This window comes from uncultured Porphyromonas sp. (assembly GCF_915070105.1).
Lineage (GTDB): Bacteria > Bacteroidota > Bacteroidia > Bacteroidales > Porphyromonadaceae > Porphyromonas.
In genome coordinates this window covers 1-23,527 of the sequence record NZ_CAJZFJ010000012.1, presented here as the reverse complement: position 1 = coordinate 23,527, position 23,527 = coordinate 1, and the positions used below count along the sequence as shown (strand labels likewise).

Here is a 23,527-nt window from a genome sequence, read left to right as displayed (position 1 = left end):
GGCCCCCCAGAGGGCTCATCACCCTAGGTAGCCAGCTCTACAGATATGTGCTCTATGCTTAGGGGCTAGAGCTACCAGATCACGATCTCGTCGGTGAAGATGAAGTGTCCTGCAGAGCGGTTGTTCGCTGCTCGTAGGCGGACGTAGCGTGCTCGCTCCCTCATCGGGAAGCTAAAGGTCTCGAAGACGGGCTTGTACTCCTCTTCGCTTGTCTGGGTGGTACGCTTACCCACACTGCGGTAGTTCACTCCGTCCTCGCTCAGTAGAATCTCTACTTCACCGGGCATATATACCCACTGAATGCGCTCCTGCATGAAGCGTGCGAAGATATGCCGTAGCTCTGTTACCTCTCCGAGGTCGATCGTTACATCTAGGGGCTTCGTGAGTCCCTGCCACTTGCCGTCTAGGTAGGTGGGGGTGCCACGTACACCATTGAGTAGGGCACGCTCGCCGCCTGCTGGGTACTTGGAGTTCCAGCTGTGCTCGTTGTAGGTGATCTTCTTGCCGATCCCCTTGTGGTAGTCTGCTCGGTAGTGGATGCTGGGGAGGTCAAGGGGATTGCCCTCCTGGAAGAGCTTAGCTACCAGCAGTACGGAGTCGGTGCAGATGATCGGACGACCCTCATAGCGGGGAGAGGCTGGGGTAGGCTCAGTGCCGTCTATCGTATAGTGGATCTCGGCATCGGGACGCTCGGCAGAGAGGCTCAGGGTGATCTGTCGCTTTAGGCTATCCACCTGCATATCTACTGCGATACGGCGTAGGGGATAGGCATTGATCCCTCGCTGCTGTAGGCGGGGAAGGTGGTGATTGACACGGGCGAGGAAGTCTGGGTAGCTCCTCACGCTCTGGGGACTCCAGGTAAGCTCTGCCAGAGCGAGGATGCGGGGGAAGAGCATGTACTCGGCATGTCGCTCATCCAGTACGTACTCGGTCCAGAGGTTCGCCTGCGCCCCGAGGATGTGCTTCTGTTCGCTCTCCTTGAGTACAGCAGGGGTAGGGTTGTACGAATAGACCTTCTCCAGTGTGGTGAAGCCTCCGTTAGCACGAGGTTCGCCGTCAGACTCCCTCTGGTAGAAGTCTAGGTAGACGTGGCTTCCGGGTGTCATGATGACATCATGCCCTGCCTGGGCAGCTGCTATGCCACCCTCCTCTCCTCGCCAGCTCATGACTGTGGCATCGGGGGCTAGTCCACCCATCAGGATCTCATCCCAGCCGATGAGCTTGCGTCCCTTGCTATTGAGGTACTTCTCGACACGGCGGATCATGTAGCTCTGTAGCTCATGCTCATCCTTGAGCCCCTCCTGCTCCATACGTCGGCGGCAGTCGGGGCACTTCCCCCAGTGGTTCATCGCTGCCTCATCGCCTCCGATGTGGATGTAGCGAGAGGGGAAGAGCTCCATCACCTCACTGAGGATATCCTCTACGAAGCGGAAGGTCTGCTCCTTGCCGATACACATATCTGAGCTCTCGAAGTCCCAGCGCCCCTTGCAACTCAGCTCGGGGTACGCTGCGAAGAGCTCATTGCTATGCCCGGGCATCTCGATCTCGGGGATCACCGTGATGCCCAGTCGTGTGGCGTGCTCTACCACCTGGCGGATCTCCGCCCGAGTGTAGTAGCCACCATAGGCACCGGGTGTGCCCTCGTCTACGAACTTGCGATCCTTCTGCCAGAAGGAGTCCCAGTCGTTGGTCATGCGGTAGGCTGCCTTCTTGGTCAGTAGGGGGTACTTCGTGCTGGGGAAGCGCCAGCCTCCTCCATCGACCAGATGCCAGTGGAAGCGGTTGAGCTTGTAGCGAGCCATCTCGTCGAGTAGACGTAGGATCATATCGCTGCGCATGAAGTGTCGGGAGACGTCCAGCATCACCCCTCGGTAGGCGAAGCGTGCAGAGTCGGTGATCGTCAGCTGGGGTAGGCGATCACCATACTGCTCTACCAGCTGTAGTAGGGTCTGTACACCCTGCTGTAGCCCCGTCTGATCTCGTCCAGAGAGGGTGATCCCATCCGAGCTGATCTCTAGGCGGTAGCCCTCATGTCCAGCGATCCGCCGATCGATGAGGGTGCGTAGTCGTCTACTACCCTGTGAGCTCACCATGACCCTACGACCTGTCAGTTGTGCCAGCCCTCTGCGCAGGGACTCGGGGGCATTACGTCTCACGACGAGGGTCTTGGGGAGGGTGTAGCTCCCCTCTGCCCGTACGACAGAGGCTGGGCGGGGAATGAGACGAAGACTATCTGTCGGGGCTGCGTATGAGCTCTCACTCGAGAGCCCCAGCAGTAGGGGGAGGGCTAGGGTCGTGTGCCGGAGCACACGTAGTAGCTTCATAAGTGTCACGTCTATATTATATGTATATACTGATGTCTCTAGGACAAAGATAACCCAAAGGGGACGACTCTAACGAATAAGCCTCAGGTAAGTCGTCCTGACAGTAGAGGTGTTCCCCCTATCATCTGGACGCTACCTGAGGCATATCCACTAAATTACTACGGCAAGCCGAAGATCCTCTTGATTTAAAAGAGCGGACTCCTCTTTGGGGAATGAATTCCAAGTGCGGGGTACCCACACTTGTAGCTTTCCTCGAAGCATTTAGAAGAGCATTGCAGGTCTTCTGACTCGCATACCTTGTCTACCGTCGCATCACCTTCCCAAGGACACAGAACCCTCAGTGGTGGCTGATCGTCTCAGCTCATCGTGGTAGCAGTATGATATGCTCACAGCAGCGGGACTGTCCGAGACTCGCACTCGGTTCCCTTTTAAGCCCTCACCTCCAGATACACACAGATTCTATTCTGGAGGCGCTGGGCACAACGCTCGGGAGCAAAGGTAGTAAAATACTATGAATGTCCCTATCTCTGTGTCTAGGTATCCATAGTCCTCGCTCCTATCTGCCCCCTATCGGAGGCTGTACGGCTAGCCCTTGATGGCGATGATCTCGATCTCTACCAGCCCGCCCTTAGGAAGGGTCTTGACGGCTACGGCAGAGCGTGCAGGATAAGATCCTGTGAACTGACGCTCGTAGACGGCATTCATAGCTGCAAAGTCTCCCATGTCAGCTAGGAAGCAAGTCGTCTTGACCACATCGTCGATGCTGAGACCAGCGGCCTCTAGGATCGCGTGGATGTTGCGGAAGGACTGCTCTGTCTGCGCAGTCACGCCCTCGAGGAAGTCGCCCGTAGCAGGGTCTATACCGAGCTGCCCAGAGGCATAGAGGGTGTCACCGACGAGGATCGCCTGGCTGTAGGGGCCGATGGCTGCTGGAGCGTTGGGGGTAGAGATGATCTGTTTCATTGTAGTTTGTTGTATTAAGATGATTACAAAGATAGGCTACTCAGGGCAAAGTGCATAGCCAGCGTAATGATCGTGGTGTAGAGGGCTACCCAAGGCATAACGGCGCGGTTGGATATACCATAGATCTGACAAGATAAGTAAGAGATAAGTGCCGAGAGCACTATCAGGACTAGGATAGCGAGTCCATGTACTATATAGTCCTTTCGCCCCATTAAGAGGTGTATCGTCAGCTCTACGCTCATGGAGAGTAGAGCTATAAAGAGCGCAGTAAGCAAGCAAACGGCTCTGCGCACAATACTTGCCTTGTAAGCCATAATGAACAGACGAATTGTGTGACCAGCGCATCTCCCGATGAGGACACTATACGCTAGTTGTTAGGGTGTGTAATGTACCAATTCTCCATCACCTCCCTCCTAGGACCCCTCTCTAGAAGTGCAGTTAAGGATTACCACAAAGATAACTTATTTTTCTTCCACACAAAATCCCTCCCCTTTTTCTGCCTCTTTCCGTCTCCGAGACGCATGGATAGCTGTCCTGGAGGAGCTGTGCATGTACTTATAGGAATAGCGTCAGTCGGGGTATCGCTACACTCCATTTTATATATGGCTATGAGGGGAAGGGATACATAGCTATCAGTGGGCATGTGGTGAGCATCCCGAGGGTGGAGCTGTGGGACTCGGTATGCGTCCTAGGAGGGGACTCGGCATGTCTGCCCTCGTCACAGGGGATACTCCACTCTTGCGCTCCTTCGGGGGTATTATTCCATGACCTAGGGTGCCTTAGGAGTCTCTCTGGTGCACCTAGGTGTTAGCCCCGGGAGAGCAGCCTACGAGAGCCCTTCCGGGGAGATACTTAGAGCGATGTAGTGTACACACGTGTATACATCAGTGTACACGTGTGTACACTATTGTATACCCACGTGTATACTTTTCCCTCCTAAGTAGTAGCTATATGCCTGATAAATATGTGTCTAGGGTTCAGGTGTTTCTGTCTTCGGTGTATGCATCTCGCTTATCTAGCCCTTGCCCTCTAGTGATTGCATACATCAGCTCTTGGGGGGAGGCAGGAGAAATATTCGTGAGATATTTGTTTCTCCGTAGTAGAATAAATAAATTTGCTGTGGAAAGCTCTAAGGAAAGGTGCTCCGAGCTATACCCCTCCTGTATCGGAGGGAAACAAGGCAGGTGTATTGAGCAGTCGAATGCTCCCAAAAGAGCCCTGGGATACTACTAACTATACTACTACAACGATGCAGGACAATACAAACAACTGTATCACTGCCGCCGTGTGGACATACATGCCTTACCCCGACACAGGGTGAGGTGATCTCCTCCACACCCGATCCTGATACACTCGCACCATGGATCAGCGATAAGCACACATAACTTCACACATACAATTAACTACATGCTTATGAACAATCTAAGACTACTTCGATTGGGTAAGTACTGCACTAGGATAGGTCTACTCCTCGTAGGCCTACTCCTCGCCTCCTCGGGTGAGCTCCTCGCTCAAGGTGCAGGACAGACGATCCGAGGAAAAGTACTCGATGAGGAAGGTGAGGGCCTGCCCATGGCCTCCGTCCTCGTCGTAGGTACCAAGCAGGGTACCACGACTAGTGCTAAGGGAGACTTCACGCTCAAGCTCCCCGCTGGTAAGACACAGCTCCTGATCCGCTATGTCGGATATAAGGAGGCCCGTGTCACCGCTAAGGATGGGATGACCATCCGCATGGAGCCCGATGCCAAGATGATCGACAATGTCGTCATCACCGGGATGGTCTCCACCGATAAGCGCCTCTTCACCGGGGCGAGCGACAAGCTCAAAGCCGACCAGGTCAAGATGTCGGGTATGGCTGATATCAGCCGAGGCCTGGAAGGAAAGTCCGCTGGGGTCTCCGTGCAGAACCTCTCAGGTACCTTCGGTACGGCTCCTAAGATCCGTGTACGTGGTGCTACGTCTATCTATGGATCCTCTAAGCCCCTATGGGTCGTCGATGGGGTGATCCAGGAGGACGTAGTCAATATCGGCGCCGATGACCTAAGTTCTGGTGATGCTACCACCCTCCTTAGCTCTGCGATCGCAGGGCTCAATGCCGATGACATCGAGAGCTTCCAGATCCTCAAGGACGGCTCTGCTACCTCTATCTACGGGGCAAAGGCTATGGCAGGTGTGATCGTCATCACGACCAAGAAGGGTCGCAGCGGTACGAGCTCCTTCTCCTATACGGGCGAGTTTACCTCTCGCTTCGTCCCCTCCTACCGAGAGTTCAACATCATGAACTCGCAGGATCAGATGGAGGCCTACAGCGAGATGGAGAAGAAGGGTTGGCTGAACTTCTCCAGCGTCTATAATGCAGCCTCTAGTGGGATCTATGGTAAGATGTATCACCTGATGCACACCTACAACCCACGCACAGGACAGTTTGCCCTAGCTAATACCCCAGAGGCCAAGGCCGAGTACCTGCGCAAGGGTGAGCTCCGCAACACGGACTGGTTCCAGGAGCTCTTCTCCCCGGCGATCATGCAGAACCACTCCCTGAGCTTCTCCGGAGGGACGAAGAACCTCCAGACCTACATCTCCCTCTCGGCGATGCTTGACCCAGGATGGATGCGCTCCAGCAACGTACGACGCTACACGGGTAACCTCAACGCTACCTACAACTTCTCCCCTAAGGTCTCCGTCTCTGCCCTGATCAACGCTGCCTCACGTATCCAACGTGCTCCAGGTACCCTCTCGCAGTCTGCCGATGCGGTCAATGGGACGGTCTCTCGTAGCTTCGACATCAACCCCTACTCCTATGCTCTGAATACGAGCCGTACGCTTGATCCCAATGAGTACTACATGCGTGAGTATGCTCCCTTCAATATCAAGCATGAGCTTGACAACAACTATATCGACCTAGAGGTCAAGGACGTCAAGCTCCAGCTCGAGCTCAAGTGGAAGCCCATCAAGGGGCTTACCCTGGCTCTCCTCGGTGCCTACAAGGATACCTATACCGATACGGAGAGCATCGTCACGGAGTACTCCAATCGCCCTCAGGCCTACCGTGCCATGCAGGATGCTACGGTGATCAATAACAATAAGTACCTGTGGCGAGATCAGGACAAGCCCAATACCCTGCCACAGACGATCCTGCCCGTAGGGGGCTTCTACGACACCAACCAGCGTAAGATGTCCAGCTACGACCTACGTCTATCGGCCAACTACAATACGACGATCCAGCACGACCATATCATCAATGCCTATCTGGGGATGGAGCTGAATGCTCAGGATCGTCTCTACCGAGCCTTCGATGGCTATGGGATGCAGTACGATAGCGGGCTAAATGCCTTCTGGGACTATCACCTCTTCAAGCAGCTCAAGGAGAAGAATGCTCCCTACTACGTCCTCTCTCGTACCTACGACCGTACACTGGCCTACTTCCTCACTGCTACCTACTCCTACAAGGGACGCTATACCCTCACGGGGACGACCCGCTACGAGGGCTCCAATATGCTCGGACGTAGCCGCTCGGCTCGCTGGCTCCCTACCTGGAACGTCTCTGGTGCCTGGAATGCCCACGAGGAGAGCTTCTTCGACCGACAGAAGCTCCTCTCACACCTGACCCTCAAGGCCTCTTACTCTCTGGTGGCCGAGGCTCCGAAGTGGCTCACCAACTCTCGTGTCGTCGTACGTAGTGGCTCCGTCTGGCGCCCCTCGGCCGACCTCACGGAGAATACCAATGAGATCACGGGCTACGAGAACTCTGGGCTGACCTATGAGAAGAAGCATGAGTTCAACGTCGGGATCGATATGGGACTCTTCAATAACAGGGTGAACATCACGGCTGATGCCTACAAGCGTAACAACTTTGACCTCATCGGTACGACCTACACCATCGGGGGCTCACGCTACGGCAACGTGGCTACGATGAAGAGCCACGGCTTTGAATTCTCGATCTCGACGAAGAATATCCAGACGAAGGACTTCAGCTGGACCTCAGACTTCATCTTCGGGTCGAACCACAACGAAGTGACCCAGCTGACGACCAAGCGACACATGTTTAGCTTCCTCTCTGGCAACGGCTTCGCCCGTCAGGGGTATCCCGTTCGCTCTCTATTCTCTATCCCCTACACGGGCCTAGATAATGAGGGCTTCCCGACCTTTAGGATCAATGGGCAGACAATCAATCGACATAACTACAAGGAGATCAACTTCCAGCAGATCGATGACCTCGACTTCCTCAAGTACGAGGGCTCAGCAGAGCCTACCTTCAATGGGAGCTTTGGGAATATCTTCACGTACAAGAACTTTAAGCTCAACATCTTCCTCACCTACTCTGGTGGCAACAAGCTACGCCTACACCCCGCCTTTGCCTCGGGCTATAGTGATCTCTGGGCGACCCCCAAGGAGTTCAAGAACCGCTGGATGATCCCAGGCGATGAGCAGAAGACGGATATCCCCGTCCTAGCCTCGGTACAGGACCACGCAAGCTACTCCAACCTCTCTCGGGGCTACGCCGCCTACAACTACTCTACCGCACGAGTGGCTGATGGTAGCTTCGTCCGACTCAAGGAGATCTCTCTGACCTACACCCTGCCGACGAGCCTCGTCAAGCGTCTAGGCTTCCTCAAGACCGCCTCGCTGAAGCTCCAGGCTACGAACCTCGCCCTCCTCTATGCGGATAAGAAGCTCTACGGGCAAGACCCAGAGTTCTTCCGCTCGGGTGGTGTCGCCGCCCCTCTAGCACGCCAGATCACGGCGACGGTACACATAGGCTTCTAACTATATAATGACGTGACACTATGAAACGTAATCATATCCTACTAGGTGTATTGGCTCTGGGGACGCTCTTCTCTAGCTGTACCTTCCTAGACAAGATGCCCGACTCCCGCACCGAGCTCAATCGTGCCGACAAGATAGAGCGCCTGCTCGTCACTGCCTACCCGACGCTCATGCCGATGGGCTTCGTAGAGCACCGCACAGACAACGTAGAGGACAATGGCCCTAAGTTCGAGGACTCCAACCTAGAGAACCACGAGGGTTTCTACTGGGAGTCCAATAGTGGGACGGACTGGGATACGGAGACCAACTTCTGGAGCACCTGCTACGATGCGATCATGACGGCCAACCAAGCCCTAGAGTCCATCGAGGAGCTCGGGAGTCCACGTGAGCTCGATCACTCTCGTGGGGAGGCTCTACTCTGCCGTGCCTATACACACTTCCTGCTGGTGAATGTCTTCGCTCAGGCCTACTATGGACGTACGAGCCAGACGGATATAGGCGTACCCTACTTCCTCACTCCAGAGAAGTCCATCAAGGAGCAGGCTAAGCGTCTGAGCGTAGCTGAGGTATATGCACAGATCGAACGAGATCTACAGGCTGGGATGCCCCTGATCGATGATGAGCGCTATGTGCAGCCTATGTATCACTTCACGACACGTGCAGCGAAGGCCTTTGCCACACAGTTCTACTGCTACTATGAGAAGTGGGACAAGGCGAAGAAGTATGCCGATGAGGTCCTCGGGACAGGTGCTGTCGCTGGTATCCGTGATGTAGCTGCCTACAGCCGCTTCACCAACGTCCTCGAGGTGACTCTAGCCTATATCGACCCTCGTAGCATCAGCAATATCATGCTCCAGACGACTCGCTCCCTCTGGGGACGAGGCCTGCGCCATGTACGCTTCGCCCACAGTGGACGTATTGCCCAGAATGAGACCTACCGCAGTGGTGGGGGATGGGGGCATAGCCTCGTCCACTATGACCTCCTCTATGGGGGGGCAGAGCGCATCTTCACGCCTAAGCTCACCGAGATCTTTGAGATCACCAATATCGCTGCACAGACGGGACAGCCCCATATCGTAGCGATGCCCTTCGACGTCGATAAGGTGCTCCTCTGGAGAGCCGAGGCTCGTGTCATGCTCAAGGACTATGATGGTGCTGCTGCAGACCTCTCTGCTTGGTACCTCTCTAAGGGTGGTAAGGCAGGTGACGTAGCCACGATCACTAAGGCCTACAGCACCGAGGTCACCAATGATACGACCGAAGAGGAGCGTGAGGTGATCGAGAAGCGTCTCAAGACGATCGCTAAGCCCCTGCACCCGAAGTTTGACCTCGAGGCAGGTACCCAGACCCTGATGATGCAGGCCGTCCTACACGCTCGCCGTGTGCTGACGGTGCACGAAGGGACACGCTGGGATGACATCAAGCGCTTTGGCATCGAGATCACACACACTCCCGCAGATGGGAAGGCCATGGTACTGCGTGTCGATGACCACCGCCGAGCCCTTCAGATCCCAGCCTCCATCCGCAATGCCGGTATGCAGGGGAACCCTGGGTACTAAGTCAAACTCTTCATCACGAGTGAATAATGAAAACAAGCATATATCGCCCCCTTGCACTAACCCTATTGGCCACCCTCGCTCTGGCCTCGTGCAAGGACACCGATCAGCCTGATCCCAATAGACATGTCCTCAAGCCTCGCCTAGAGGAGCAGACTGCATTCGACCAGTGGCTCGGTAGGGAGTACACCGATGCCTACAACGTGCAGGTACTCTATGCGATGCAGAATATCGAGTCCGACCGCTCCCGCAACCTCGCCCCTGCTGAGCTGGAGAAGAGTATGAAGCTCTCCCAGATCGTCCTCCATGCCTGGTATGGGGCCTACAACGAAGCCACAGGAGGGACGGACTTCATGCGTGGAGCTTCACCCCGACAGCTCAGCCTAATAGGCTCTGCTATGTGGAATGGTGATGGTACGATCACCCAGGGTACCGCTGAGGGTGGACTGAAGGTGACCCTCTTCCAGGTGAACTGGCTCAATGAGAATGACCCCGTGTCGCTCAACAAGACCTTCTTCAAGGTCATGCACCACGAGTTTAGCCATATCCTCCACCAGAACAAGATCTGGCCCGATGAGTACAATACGATCTCGGCCTCAGACTATTCTCCTACCTCTTGGTACAACCGTCGTACGCTCGCAGACTATGCCCCGAAGGGCTTCGTCACGGCCTATGCTAGTAGCCAGCCACGTGAGGACATCGCTGAGGTCACGGCTGCGCTGATTACTTTCTCCGACGCAGAGTGGAGTGCTATCTTCACGGCTGCTGGTGAGGAGGGCAAGGCAAAGCTCCTCAAGAAGATCAATATCATCAAGACGTATATGAAGAATACGTGGAAGATCGATATGGATGCCCTACGAGCTATCTCGCTTCGCCGTCTCCAGGAGATCCCTAATCTCCAGCTCATCAAGCCCGAGTGGCAGCCTCTGCTGCGTGGTCTATCTGCACCTCGCAGATCAGCTCACGACCACGCTCAGGAGCGAGCCCTTGTCTGGGGGCGTCTCCTGCAGGATCGCCACTTCCTCGATCTCACCAAGGATCATACCCCAGGTGATACTCGCTGTCAGATCATACCCCAGTACACAGACTAGTCTCACCATTTAATATGCAAGACACGATGAAGACCAATATATTGATGCCCCACGGCTATCACATCCTTCACCGAATAGGCAAGACACTTGGGGGGCTAGTCCTACTGCTCTCCCTTGGACTGGTCTCTTGCCAGCAGGAGCCCGAGCAGGCCTTTGATCGGCCCGCAGCAGACCGACTAGACGCAGCCTCCCGAGAGTTCCTAGAGACGCTCAAGTCTTCCTCCAATGGCTGGATCCTCGAGCTTTATCCCCATCGTAGGCTCAAGTATGGAGGCTACCTGGTGGCTCTGAAGTTCGGAGATAAGAATATGGCTTCCGTAGCCTCTGAGACTCCTATCTCCGAGGAGCCAACGAATACCTGGGTGAGAGGGGGCTACCACGTCAAGAACGACAAGGGGATCACCCTGAGCTTCGACACCTATACCCAGCCCCTACACATCTTCTCTGACCCAGATAAGAGTGAGGGTGATGGTACGGGATATGGCTTCCAGGGAGACTATGAGTTCACCCTCATGCGCTCTACCTCCCCAGATACCCTCCTAGTCCGTGGCCGTAAGACGGGCAACGTCATGCGCCTCATTCGGGCTAAGCAGGATGCCAAGGAGCTCCTAGATGCTGCCATCGCACTCAAGGCTAAGACCCCGACTGCTCATAGCCTCTACACCCAGCACTGCTATGGACTCTCTGGTAAGATCGGGGGCAAGGAGGTCATCGTCTATCCCAATGAGGGGGGCTACAATTCGTTCACAATCGAGGACCCAGCTACGGGTAAGCGGGAGGAGCACCCATACGCTTATACCACCACTGGGATACACTTCCGTACCCCCTTCGCTGGTGTCTCAGATCTACTCTGGGATGAGGCAGAGCAGTGCTATCGGACTGCTGCTGGTGACAAGCTCTCTCCCCGCCAAGACCCAGACTACGCAGGCTTCGCCGAGTACCTTGGGACGTATGATATGAAGTGTGTGAACTGGCAGGCTCCTAGAGAGGTGACCTTCTCACAGCATGCTCGTAACGTCTATGAGATTAAGGGTGTTGCCCCCAAGCTGGTCATCCTAGCATCCTACGATCCTGCGAACAAACGCTTCGAGATACAGACGCAGCGTGTGACGAAGGACATCAATCCTGTTCGACTCATCGTATGGGATGCTGATGCAGGACGTATCTCGTGGGGTGAGGGCCTCGGGATGTACTCCAAGCTTGACCCATCCTATACCGGAGGTAAGAAGTATGTCCTGGTCTCCAATGGCCGATGGGGCTATGACGCCAACTCCCTCTACCTATATGTCATCAATGTAGGTGCCTACAAGGGCTTTGGCGGAGACTTTGCCTTCCAGAAGCCTACATTCATAAAGAAATAACATACACGTATGAAGACGATTAATAATAGGATTTCACTCCTCTTCCTAGCGCTTACCCTCCTCGTGGGGGTAAGTGCCTGCCGAAAGGAAACTCCTAAGGAGAATACCATAGAGACCTTCCGTGTGCTGGCCTCCGACCATAGCTTCACGGCTGAGGGAGGGACAGGTACCGCTACGCTCTCCGAGGAAGGTTTCTCTGCCAAGAGCGATGCAGAGTGGCTTCAGGTAGGAGCGACCTCTGGCAATAAGCTGACCTATACCATCGCTCCCAACCCAGAGGGGGATACTCGTACAGCCAACCTCCTGCTCACACGTGGCGAGCAGAAGCAACGTATCTCTATCACCCAGCTCGGAGCCTATGCCTATATAGCGGACCTTAAGGCTAGCTATGAGGTCCCTCGTGCTGGGGGAGATATTGAGCTCCCAATCAAGGGGGCTATGTCTATGCTAGAGCCCAAGGTAGAGAATCTGCCCACCTGGCTAACCTTCAAGAAGGAGGCCGATAAGCTCATCTTCACCGCCGCCCCTATGACGGAGGTCTATCGTGAGGCTATGGTGACGATCTCCCTCGGCTCTCTCTATAAGCAGGCAGTCAAGTTCACCCAAAGCTATGGTGCCCTAGGCTATGACTTCCTCGTAGGGAAGTACCGTATGCAGGGTATTCGCTTCTATAAGGATGCTAATGTCGATATGGAGGTCGAGCTCGTCAAGTCACCTGATGGGAAGAAGCTCATCCTCAAGGGACTCTCCGCCGACCTTCCCCTAGAGTATGATGCCGTGACCAATAGCCTCAAGCTGACCTATGGACTCCTTGCCAGCAAGGGGGCTGGGATCCCTCAGGGGCAGTTCCTCTGTGTCGCTGCTTGGGGGGCAAACTTCCCCGGTAGCGATGGCAAGGCCAACCTCTCACTGTATGCTAGTGGCACTTGCCTAGGCTCTTGGGACAAGGCCTCTGTGGAGCATCCGAAGTTTACCTTCAGGTCGGAGGGGAACCTCGCCTCCATACGTGGTATCTGCATATACCTTGCAGCTAAACAAGATGGTACCTCCTTCACGGGTTATTACCTCGAGGGCTCTAAGATCTTCTCTGTTGCAGACTTCTCTCTGACGAAGAAGTAAGAGTAGATCACCCTTACCTGAGAGAAAGGCTCCCCTCCAGCATCTTGACTGGAGGGGAGCCTTTCCTTTATAGGCTGGTGCGGACAGCCCTAGGAGTAATGACTAGAGATGCAGAGGTGATGGAGGGGGCTGGTGCGGCGCATGATCTCTTTCGTACAGCCCAGTCTTTGACTCTTTGAGTATATAATTCCATCTTCAGGAGGCCTTAGCCGAGCGCCTAGACCTTTTATTCCCAAGGAATAGACATACAAGCGAGCTCTACAGAGGATATACTTAGAGCGAGGTAGTGTACACGTGTGTATACAGTTGTGTACACGTGGGTATACTATTGTGTACACGCGTGTATACTCGCCCCTCATAGGTAGTAGGTATACGCTGGGTATATCTGCAGCTAGTACGCAGATAGTCCTGTCTTCGTTGTACGCTCATCGACTACTTTGCCCTCGCTCAATAGTGTTTTCATGCGTCGGCCCTGATGGAGGGGGAGCTAAGGGTAGGGGGAAGGACGACGCCAAGAATACGAAGAGAGGCTATCCCACACTTTGGGATAGCCTCTCTATCGTTGGGGTTGCTACGTAGGGTAGCGAGTCTTTACTTCGTCTGCTCTAGGATCAGCGTACGAGAGGGCTGGTCGCAGATCTCAGGCGTGCCAAAGAACTGGATAGGACCAGGGTACACGAAGCTTGTCTCCTCTGCCCACTCATCACGATGAGCCGTGAAGTAGGCGAAGGGCTTACCCTTGAGGTCTACGAGAGCCTTCTGGATAACAGGCTTCATCTCGCCATGACGACGCTCCATGTTCATCATCATCGTCGTGGGGATACCACCAGCGATCCATTCGTGAGCAGGGGCGGTGAGGTTCTGCACGGAGCTCATATAGCCCGTGACACCAGAGGCGATGAGGCAGGCTGCCGTACGACCGAGGGCATAGCAGTAGTCAGCATCGAAGTTCGAGGGCATAGAGCAACGACCTTCGTAGCCGAAGAAGTGGGTGAGGGAGGCGAACTTACCCGAGTAGCGACCTTCTTGCTTCCACTCAGCGAGCTTAGAGCCGACCATCTGAGCTAGGAGCTTCTCCGTCTCGATGAGGGACACCTGTACGTTGCCGTGGGGGTCACGGTCGAGCGTGAGCTGACGAGCGACAGAGGAGGGGAGGCTAGCATAGAGCTTGGAGTTAGCCTCAGAGAGCTGGCTGATGATGAAGGCACGCTGCTCTTCGGCTGCTACTGCACGGAACTCAGCCTCGTGGTGTGCGAGGAAGTCATTGAGCTCGGCAATGAGGGACTTGATAGCAGGGATGAACTCGATGAGGCCCTCGGGGATGAGTACCGTACCGAAGTTCCAGCCCTTGGCAGCACGCTTAGCGACGACCTCAGCGATGGAGGTGACGACGTCGTCCAGTGTGAGGTTCTTGGCCTCTACTTCTTCGCTGACGATGGCTACGTTAGGCTGTACCTGTAGGGCACACTCTAGAGCGATGTGGGAGGCAGAGCGACCCATGAGCTTGATGAAGTGCCAGTACTTGCGAGCAGAGAAGCAGTCACGCTGTACGTTACCGATGACCTCTGCGTAGACCTTGGTAGCAGTGTCGAAGCCGAAGGAGGTCTCGATCTGCTCGTTCTTCAGGTCACCATCAATAGTCTTGGGGCAACCGATGACCTGTACAGGAGCACCGATGCTCTTATAGTACTCAGCTAGGACGGCTGCGTTGGTGTTGGAGTCGTCGCCACCGATGATTACGAGAGCACGGATATCGAGCTGCTTGAGGATCTCAAGACCCTTGTCGAACTGTTCCTTCTCCTCGAGCTTGGTACGACCAGAGCCGATGATGTCGAAGCCACCAGTATTGCGATACTCGTCGATGAGCTCAGCTGTGAGCTCTCTGTAGTTATGCTTGATGAGTCCCTCTGGCCCCATGAGGAAGCCATAGAGACGGCTGTCGGGGTGGATTCTCTTGACACCATCGAAGAGACCTGCGATGACGTTGTGTCCACCGGGTGCCTGTCCACCTGAGAGGATGACACCTACATTTAGGGCTTGACCCTGCTCCCCCTGCTGCGAAGCTTCGAAGGTGAGCTTAGGCAGACCGTATGTATTGGGGAATAATTCCTTGATTGCCTCTTGGTCGCTAACGCTCTGGGTAGCCTCTCCGAGACGAACCGTTACTGCCCCCTCCAGGGCCTTAGGCAGCTTGGGGGCGTACTTGCTACGCGCCTGCTGCAATGCACTTTTAGTCATTGGACTGAATAATTCTATATAATTATCTCTAACTTTCGTAGTACAAATATCTTAAATTTTATTCGAATATGCCCCATGGCTGTCATCGGGGTAAGATGAGAACCGTGTCCATCACCCTCTACATCAGGGGACGGGCACGGGTCGAAGTGCTTAGCAAGACACCTCCCTAAGGAGTCGTATCCTAGGGCTCAGCTAACGTGTGAGTGTGGGAGGAAGCCTCGCCGAGGTAATTGTGTGAAGAGCCAAGGAAAGGGGATCACCTCCTCGAGGAGCGAGGAGCATGGAGATGGCGGTAGGCTGCGAGGTAGAGGCGTAGGATGCCATAGGGATGAGCCTCGCCAATGGCCTCCATGACGGGACGTAGCCCCTCCTCGGGGTTCATCTTCTCGAAGTGTGGGATGAGCTCCTGCATCGTCTCCTCCTCTATGCCTGCTTCTCTCTCGGTGATGAGGTCCTGCTCTAGGAGCTGAGCGATATGCACGAGGATGGTGGAGGGCTGTAGGGAGCGTTCGTCGGCGATCTCTAGGTAGCTCTTGCCTTGCTTGAGGAGCTGTAGCGTCTGCTCTTGGGTCGATAGCTTGGGCTCCTTCTTGGCCTTAGGCTCGCGCTTCTTGGTCTTCTCCGTGCTGGGGGCGGGGACGATGTATGGTGTCTTGACGGCTGCTCGGGTTTCCCTGAACCAAGTCTCTATCTGTTCGTCTATCTGGGTGCTCTCTCGGTCGGGATAGACGCCCTTGCCTAGAGCTTGTATGCAGGCTTGTATGCGTATGACTAGGCTGATGTGCTGGGTGACTACCCGCTGTAGTTCGTCGAGCTCAGCGACGAACTCCTTGACCTTGCCTAGCCCCCGAGCCTTGACCTGTACCTCCAGAAGCCCCACGAGGAGCTCTCGCCATAGGGGAAGGAAGTACTCCGACGCCTTCCCTATGCGCTCTGCGATTAGGGGTAGTGCCTCCTCGCCTTGTGTCCAAAGGCTCTGAAGCTGTACGATGAAGCGGTCGGCTACCTGCTGTATCTGCTCCATCTTGGCTAGGGACTCTGCCGCCCAGTCTCCGAAGGCACTCTTCTTGCTACGCTCGCTCTCCATACGATAGCTGTAAGCATGGTCTCGCCAGAGTCGTGTGCACTCTTGGCAGGCAAAGGCAGTGAGACACTGTGTCCTCCAGTAGGTCGTGCGTTCGGCGGTAAGTGTGCTCTCCAGTACGCTATCCTCCACACGTGTCTCCTCGTAATCTACGATGGGCTGAGGTGTCGTGAGTGTCCTTGGGCTGATGCTGGAGAGCAGGGTAAGTCCCTCTGGGCTACGTAGGCGAGAGAGGGCTACGTAGGCTTGTCCCGAGGCAAAGACAGTCTCTAGGTCGATGGCTGCTCGGTCAAAGGTCAGCCCCTGACTCTTGTGTATGGTGATCGCCCAGGCTAAGCGAATGGGGTAGTGGCTAAAGGTACCGAGCACCTCTGCCTCTGTCTGCCCGGTCTTCTCTTTGAGTACATAGCGGGCGTTCTCCCACGAGTAGTGGGGGACGTTAAGTAGTTCTCCGTTCTCGAGTCGTACACAGAGCTCATCCCCCTCCATGTGCTCGACTGTGGCGAGCATACCGTTGTAGAAGCGTCGAGGGATCTCTTGGTCATTCTTGATCATCATCACACGTGCACCTACCTTCAGCTTCAGTAGCGGATCTACTGGGTAGAGATGCTGGGGGAATTCACCCGAGATGCGTGCATGATAGTCTTGATAGCCACCCGGGAGGGCATTGAGGGCTCGCTCGTTGATCTCATCTGCCCGAGCATTATGCGTGGTGAGGGTGACGTAGCCCTCGTTGTGGATGGGGTCGAAGTGAGGGTCGATACGGCTCTGTAGCCAGGAGTGATCGGCCTCAGTAAGGCTGTTGTAGCGGAGGTGGTTCAGTAGCTCTAGGTAGGCTCCATCCTGCTGGCGGTAGACGTGAGTCAGTTCGATGTAGAGAGGGGGATACTTCCGGAGTACCTGTGCATGGAAGAAGAAGGGACTCTCATAGTAGTGCTGGAGCACCGCCCACTCCTGTGGCTTGACGACAGGGGGGAGCTGCAGGAGGTCACCGATGAAGAGTACCTGCACACCACCGAAGGGTAGAGGACTACGGCGCACAGACCTCAGTACGACATCTATGAGGTCGAGCGTATCGGCTCGTAGCATACTGACCTCGTCGATGACGAGGAGCTCCATAGCACGTAGTAGACGTATCTTGCGATCCTGCAGGTGTATGTGGCGGTGTATCCCCTTGGGGGTGACGAAGAGCTGGTCTGTGGGGATATTGGTCAGCTCTGCCGAGGAGTCGGGGATAAAGGCTCCGATGGGGAGCTGGAGCAGAGAGTGTAGTGTCACCCCTCCAGCGTTGAGGGCTGCTATCCCAGTCGGAGCTGCTACGATGCAGCTCTTGTAGGTCTTTGTCCGTATCTGGTGTAGCAAGGTGGTCTTACCCGTACCGGCCTTCCCTGTGAGGAAGATATTGTGGCTGGTATGAGCAATGAACTCATGGACGTATTGCTGTCGTTGCATTACTTCTTTTAGGCTGTCGTAGTATTATGAATGCTAGTGGAGCAGGGTAGGGATTGCGGAGTAGGGGGGGAGGGCTGGAGAGAGCTAGGACTAGGGGGGAGGGGGCTAATAGGTCCAATGGGTCCAATAGGTGCAATAGGTGTAATATCCAATGCGTCCTAGGCTGAGAGTCTGTGGTGGGGTAGGCTTCTATTGGACCTATTGCACCTATTGGACCCATTGGACCTATTAGACCTATCCACTCCTACCCCCTATTGGCTCCAGCCCTACTTGGCAGGCTTGAGGTCGATTCGCTCAGCTGAGGGGGGAGGGGTATTTGCTCCCCAGGCCTTGTTGGGGCGAGACCCCATCACGAGTACGAGTCGTCCTCCTGCTGCGAGCTCGCTGTGGCGTAGCCAGGCTCGGTCAAGAGGCTTGCCATTGAGCTCGGCACTCTGGATGTACTTATTCGTGGTGGAGGTCTCTTTCGCCTCGATCACGAAGGTGCGACCAGAGGACAGCTGCAGCGTCACCCGAGGGAAGAAGGGGGTACCGACATTATATATAGGTAGTCCAGGTGTGACAGGGTAAATACCCATCATCGAGAAGACCACGAAGGCGCTCAGACCTCCACCGTCTTCGTCACCAGGTACCCCCATCAGGTCGGGGCGGAACCACGTATCGATCAGCTTACGCACGAGTCGCTGTGTCCGCCAAGGTGCACCTGCGTAGTTGTACAGATAGGGGATGTGGAGGCTGGGCTCATTGGCCATCGAAAACTGACCTACGCCCCCTGTCTGGTCGGGAAGGGTACTGTAGAACTCCCACTTACTCTTGCTCAGAGGTGTACGTAGGGTCTCATCGAGGTAGCCGATGAAGCGCTCCTTGCCTCCCATCAGATAGATGAGGTCTGCGGGGTTGTGCTGGACATCCCAGCGGTAGGTGTAGGCATTGTTCTCATCGTAGTAGTCTCGTGCTCCTAGGCCTCCGGACAGCTCGTAGTCGAAGGGTTGGATGAAGTGCCCTCGGTCGTCCTTGGGATGGAAGAAGCCTGTAGCATAGTTGAAGAGCTTGCGGTAGTCGTAGGAGCGACGTAGGTAGCCTGCAGCCTCCTCGTCATGCCCTGCGAACTTGGCGAGCTGTGATAGACACCAGTAGTCGTAGGCTGCCCCGAGGCTCACCGCTACACTCTGTCTCTTCTCCCACTTCGTCACACGGGGATCGGTCTCCTGCTGACCGATGCGTAGGCCGGGGAAGTAGCCGTGCTTGTCGAGGTACTCAGAGAGAGGTCCCTTGGGTATACGTGTCCATGGGAGGTAGGACTTCTCTTGTAGCGTCTTACTTGCGGTCTCATAGGCAGCGCTGAGGTTGAAGCCCGTGAGTCCCTTGGCATAAGCATCTGCGAAGGAGGCTATGGTATGTGTCCCATTCATACGATGGGTGTCGCCTGTGACCTCGGGGAAGGTAGGGAGCCACCCCTCGGGGGACTGCTCTGCCATACGGAGGTAGGAGGTGAGCATCTGCTGCTCCTTGAGAGGGTCAAGTAGGATGCGCAGGGGGTGGGCTGCTCGGTAGCTGTCCCAGAGCCAGTCGTCGGTGTAGAAGGGGACTCCTGCGTCGTCGTGTACCTGTCGGTCGAAGGCACTCCAGTAGCGTCCATCCTCGGATATGCACACCATGCGCTCATAGGTGCGGTAGAGAGAAGTGTAGAACGTGCGACGCTCGGCCTCTGTGCCACCCTCGACCTGAACCTTCCCGAGGGCTTTGGTCCACTCGTTGCGTGCCGCCTTGGCCACCAGCTGTACCTCATAGGACTGGATCTCACGCTCTACATTGCGCCGTGCCTGCTCTACACTGATATAGGAGACGCCGTAGCGTAAGCGCACTGTGGGCTGGCTATAGGAGAGGACGATCGTACGTCCCTCTGCCTGCTGGGGGGTCATCGCTACCAGCCCCGTATGCTCACCACGTACCCCGTAGGACTGAGGGGTGATGTCGCTCTCGGCATAGATATAGACACGTGTGGAGTCCTCTAGCTGCTGGTAGCCACGTATCGTGCGTCCGAAGGCCTGTAGCTCGCCCTCGGCGCTAGAGAGGACGAGGTATCGTCCCGTGCCCTCGCCCTCGAAGGTCAGGCTGTAGAGGGCGCTCTGTGCCGCAGGTGCATAGCTCACCTGCACCTCGGGCTCTAGGAGACGCACCTCGTAGGAGTAGGGGCGCACCACCTCGGCATCGTAGCTGTAGTGTGTGACGGTGGGGATGGAGTCGGTCACCGAACTGCGTGGGCTGAGGGCGAAGGCTGATACCCCTCTATGACTCGTCAAGATGAGGGGTAGGCCTGCAATCTGCTCCGAAGCATAGTCCGCCCGCTGGGGGTGGATACGCATCATGCTGTTGGGCAGGTGTATGGTAGGGTAAGTGGGGACAAGTAGGTGACTGATCCCTCCCATATTGGTCTCTACATAGTCTATGGGGTCGAGCGTCTCCTCCTGTGAGGATAGTGTCCCTCGGCAGCTATAGAGTGCGAGGCTAATGAGGAGGGTATAGATCCCCCTACGATGGAGCATTCCAGTCATATTATATATCGTGATATTCAGTGAGTAGGTAAAGTGGGGTAGGAGATACCTGCTCCCCTATCTCTCCAAAGATACAGCAAAGTCACCGAATGCCCCTGAGCACAGTACCTTCCACCTGTCTCTCCTCTCCCTTCGGATGCAGGTTTATAGACGGACAAAGAGACCTACCCCACTAGGTGGAGAGCTGAGCTTGTACTGCTCGTCCCTCCCTAGTGGGGTAGGCTTATATATTATATGGAGTATGGGCGCTAGTTAGCCTCTAGTGTACTCCATAGAGTAGAAAGTACTTAGCGAACGAGTCCCTTCTTGACTAGGAGCTCGTGACCACGTGCAGCACGTTCCATTAGGCGATGAGCTGCAGCGTCTTCTCTAGCCTTAGCCTTGAGGAAGGCCTTGTAGTCAGCGAGGGTTTCGACGGAGACACCGCCCTTAGGCATGCCGAGGTTGATATCGCTGAGGTCTTCGTATGAGGACTGGAGTTCGATGGTAGGCTTGCCCTTGAAGCTGGGTACGACACGCATGAGGTAAGCCTGATTGTTGGGCTTATCGAGGAAGGCATCGTAGCCGTTGCTGAGCTTCTTCCAGAACTTGAAGCCCTTACCTTCGAAGAGAGCCTTAGCTTCCTTCGTCAGGCTGTAGCGACCGAGCAAGTCTGCCCAGTAGCCGAGGGTCGTGTTGGGGTACATAGCCTGCGTACCCTCTACCATGCCGATGTACTTGTCGTTGTCGGGGATGGTCTTGGAGGGAACGACGTAGAAGTATCCACGGTAGCTTTCGCCCTCGAAGGACTTCTTGCTGGCGTCGAAGCGGTCGTAGTTCTCCTGCTTGACGTCAGGGGCGAGCTCACAGCCGTATTGCTCCGTCTCGATCTTGCGGATCTCATCCTTCTTCTTCCCTTCGGGCTTGGTACCCTTGATGGCCATATCTCGGTCACCCATGTACTTCGTCTGATTGGTCATGGGGAGGGTGGAGAAGGTGGGGTAGTCCTTGTCCTGTCCCTTGGGCTGGTACTCGGTAGCGATGATAGCGCCGTTGGACTGGACGGTGACGGTGACAACGAGGTCGACGCGAGCGTGCCGGTAGACGATCTCGTTAGCGTCCTTGCCCTGCTTCTTGTCGGTGAAGCCGTTGTCAGCCAGGAAGGCATCAAACTCTGCATTGTCCTTCACGAGCTTGGTGTCGAAGCAGACGGAGGAGGCACCAGCGAAGCCCTTAGCATTCTCCGTGTCGAAGTAGTACTGGATGAAGGTCATCACAGGGCTCTTAGTCAGGAAGCGATAGTAGTTCTTGTTGATGAAGCCATCGGGGGTCTTGATCAAGATGTGGTTACGCCCTTGCTCGTAGGCACATACTCGGGTGAGGTCGGCGGGGAAGTCAACTAGGGGTAGGACATAGAACTCCTTGCCTGCCTGACGGATCTCGACTTCCTTGGTGGCGGTACCAGCAGTGAGGATGACCTTGGCGGAGCGCTTGCTGCTCTTTTCGTTGGCCTTGACGGTGACGGTGAAGCTGTTGCGACCCTGAGTGAGGGTGAGCCAGTCAGCCTCTGCCCCTAGAGCGACCTTGACCTGATTGGTGTTGGTCTCGAAGTAGACCTTCTCGGTCTTACCCTCAGCGGGGATCTCAACGAGTGCTCTGTCGGGCTCGAGGATGACGCTCCCCGAGGTCTGCTTGACGGCGATCACACGCTGTAGTCCACTGGCATTGACGACGACGGAGGCGGTGCGCTCAGTCCCTTGGTTATTAGCCTGAGCCTTGACCTTGAGGGTAGTGCCCTCTTGAGTGAGTGCGAGCCAATCCCCTTGGGTAACGAAGGCCGTCCAGCTGTCCTTGTTGGTCTGTACGGTGACGCTCTGCTCAGAGGCCTCCTTAGCGAAGGTGAGGGTGTTCTTGGATAGGTCTAGCGTGGGCTCTTCGATGTCATTGCTCCGCTTACAGGCGGGGAGGACGAGGAGGAGAGCAAGTAGCCCCATCGCATATCTTAGTATCTGTCTCATAAGGATTGTTGTGTATCAAAAATTCTCTCTGTGAGGTCTCCTAATGTTACCTCCAGAGCTTAGGTATGGGTGAGTATGATCGGCCGGGGTGCAGATGTGTTTCCCACAGGGGCTGTCACGGAGGCACGATCAAGAGCAGGAGCGGTAAGGGCTCCTGCGTATTACCTTTCGTGTTTCTGATAAGGTCTTATGTAGACTAGCCTGGATCTTGCTTTGGGTGTGGAGTATGCTGTTCACCCTTGTCCTCATGAGGTAGGAGTACGGCGGGGAGGCTACCCCCTCGTGCTGTAGAGCGAGGGTTAGGGGTGAGGGGTCATTGTGTCATGTCGTGTCGCTAGGGGCATCATTATAATAGTTGTGTTATTCGCTATTGAGAGTTTCTCTCCTTGACTTTGGGCGAAAGTTAGTAATAGTTTTCTAAATGTGGTGTAAGGTGCACATAATAAAATATTTAAGGAGTCTTCTCTTCCCGTAGATGCTCGTATCTACAGCCCTCTTTGGGGGCTGTTGTGTCCGTCTTTTGGGCTGTGGGGTGTCCGCCTTTTGGATCATGTTGAGTCGTATCTTGGGGTGTGTCGTCGTGTGTTGGATCGGCGAGGGGCGGAGTAGGTCGTCTTCGTCATCGTGGGTAGGTTGCTCTGAGCCCTGTTTCATGTCACCTTCCCCGCAAGAGGTCTTGCGGTCTCTCCTAGGTACAGCTCTTAACCGCCATTGGGCGACCTCATTCCCTCGCTGTGACGGGCTCTAGAAGCGTGCTTCAGTGAAGATATCGAGAGCCCAGTAGAGGACTCGGTATGTTCGCCTCAATCACCTTACATAGGTGATGAGGACGCTCTTACCGAGAGCGCAAGTACGCTCTCGGTAAGAGCGTTTTTGCCTACTTGGTATGCTTGATATAGAGTATGTTAGATAGGCAGTGTTCGGGGGTGAGTGAATTTGTCGGGTATAGGGAGGGCAGGGCTGAGGCATGAAATCACCATAGTGCGAGGGCAAGGTCGTCAAGGAGCATACGCCGAAGAT

General features: G+C 55.3%; 12 protein-coding genes and 1 riboswitch. Of the genes, 5 read left to right on the top strand and 7 right to left on the bottom strand.

What is annotated here, in order from left to right; translation table 11 throughout:
- Positions 1 to 71: 71 nt before the first annotated feature.
- The 3 genes from QZ554_RS02260 to QZ554_RS02250 all read right to left on the bottom strand — a co-directional run bounded on the left by QZ554_RS02260 (position 72) and on the right by QZ554_RS02250 (position 3,601).
- Positions 72 to 2,324, bottom strand: a complete 2,253-nt coding sequence (locus QZ554_RS02260) for a family 20 glycosylhydrolase (protein ID WP_297194008.1) — start codon at positions 2,322 to 2,324, stop codon at positions 72 to 74.
- Positions 2,325 to 2,579: 255 nt separating this feature from the next.
- Positions 2,580 to 2,795: riboswitch (cobalamin riboswitch) on the bottom strand.
- A 114-nt stretch (positions 2,796 to 2,909) separates the two neighbouring features.
- On the bottom strand, positions 2,910 to 3,287 hold the full coding sequence (locus QZ554_RS02255; protein WP_297194006.1) for a RidA family protein: 378 nt from the start codon (positions 3,285 to 3,287) through the stop codon (positions 2,910 to 2,912).
- 23 nt (positions 3,288 to 3,310) lie between these two features.
- Positions 3,311 to 3,601, bottom strand: coding sequence for a hypothetical protein (locus tag QZ554_RS02250; RefSeq protein ID WP_297194005.1), 291 nt, complete (start codon positions 3,599 to 3,601; stop codon positions 3,311 to 3,313).
- 1,099 nt (positions 3,602 to 4,700) lie between these two features.
- On the opposite strand from QZ554_RS02250, the gene QZ554_RS02245 reads away from it, so the two are divergent.
- Genes QZ554_RS02245 through QZ554_RS02225 form a run of 5 tightly spaced genes read left to right on the top strand, consistent with a single transcriptional unit; the run spans position 4,701 to position 13,181 of the window.
- Positions 4,701 to 8,054, top strand: coding sequence for a SusC/RagA family TonB-linked outer membrane protein (locus QZ554_RS02245; protein ID WP_297194003.1), 3,354 nt, complete (start codon positions 4,701 to 4,703; stop codon positions 8,052 to 8,054).
- Between the two features lie 20 nt (positions 8,055 to 8,074).
- Positions 8,075 to 9,613 carry a RagB/SusD family nutrient uptake outer membrane protein gene (locus QZ554_RS02240; RefSeq protein WP_297194001.1) on the top strand — a complete coding sequence of 513 codons (1,539 nt, stop codon included), beginning with the start codon at positions 8,075 to 8,077 and terminating at the stop codon, positions 9,611 to 9,613.
- A 26-nt stretch (positions 9,614 to 9,639) separates the two neighbouring features.
- A complete protein-coding gene (locus QZ554_RS02235; protein ID WP_297194000.1) occupies positions 9,640 to 10,701 on the top strand; it encodes a putative zinc-binding metallopeptidase in 1,062 nt (353 codons plus the stop codon).
- Positions 10,702 to 10,727: 26 nt separating this feature from the next.
- On the top strand, positions 10,728 to 12,062 hold the full coding sequence (locus QZ554_RS02230) for a DUF4302 domain-containing protein (protein ID WP_297193999.1): 1,335 nt from the start codon (positions 10,728 to 10,730) through the stop codon (positions 12,060 to 12,062).
- 9 nt (positions 12,063 to 12,071) lie between these two features.
- Complete coding sequence (locus QZ554_RS02225; protein ID WP_297193997.1) at positions 12,072 to 13,181, top strand: BACON domain-containing carbohydrate-binding protein; 1,110 nt, start codon at positions 12,072 to 12,074, stop codon at positions 13,179 to 13,181.
- A gap of 591 nt (positions 13,182 to 13,772) precedes the next feature.
- Here QZ554_RS02225 and QZ554_RS02220 read toward each other — a convergent pair.
- From QZ554_RS02220 to QZ554_RS02205, 4 genes are all read right to left on the bottom strand, one after another.
- A complete protein-coding gene (locus tag QZ554_RS02220) occupies positions 13,773 to 15,419 on the bottom strand; it encodes a diphosphate--fructose-6-phosphate 1-phosphotransferase (RefSeq protein ID WP_297193995.1) in 1,647 nt (548 codons plus the stop codon).
- Between the two features lie 256 nt (positions 15,420 to 15,675).
- Positions 15,676 to 17,955, bottom strand: coding sequence for a helix-turn-helix domain-containing protein (locus tag QZ554_RS02215; RefSeq protein ID WP_297193993.1), 2,280 nt, complete (start codon positions 17,953 to 17,955; stop codon positions 15,676 to 15,678).
- A gap of 266 nt (positions 17,956 to 18,221) precedes the next feature.
- Positions 18,222 to 20,501 (bottom strand): GH92 family glycosyl hydrolase, encoded by a 2,280-nt coding sequence (locus QZ554_RS02210; protein ID WP_297194025.1) that lies wholly within the window; start codon positions 20,499 to 20,501, stop codon positions 18,222 to 18,224.
- A 296-nt stretch (positions 20,502 to 20,797) separates the two neighbouring features.
- On the bottom strand, positions 20,798 to 22,507 hold the full coding sequence (locus tag QZ554_RS02205; RefSeq protein WP_297193992.1) for a BACON domain-containing protein: 1,710 nt from the start codon (positions 22,505 to 22,507) through the stop codon (positions 20,798 to 20,800).
- Between the last annotated feature and the right edge of the window lie 1,020 nt (positions 22,508 to 23,527).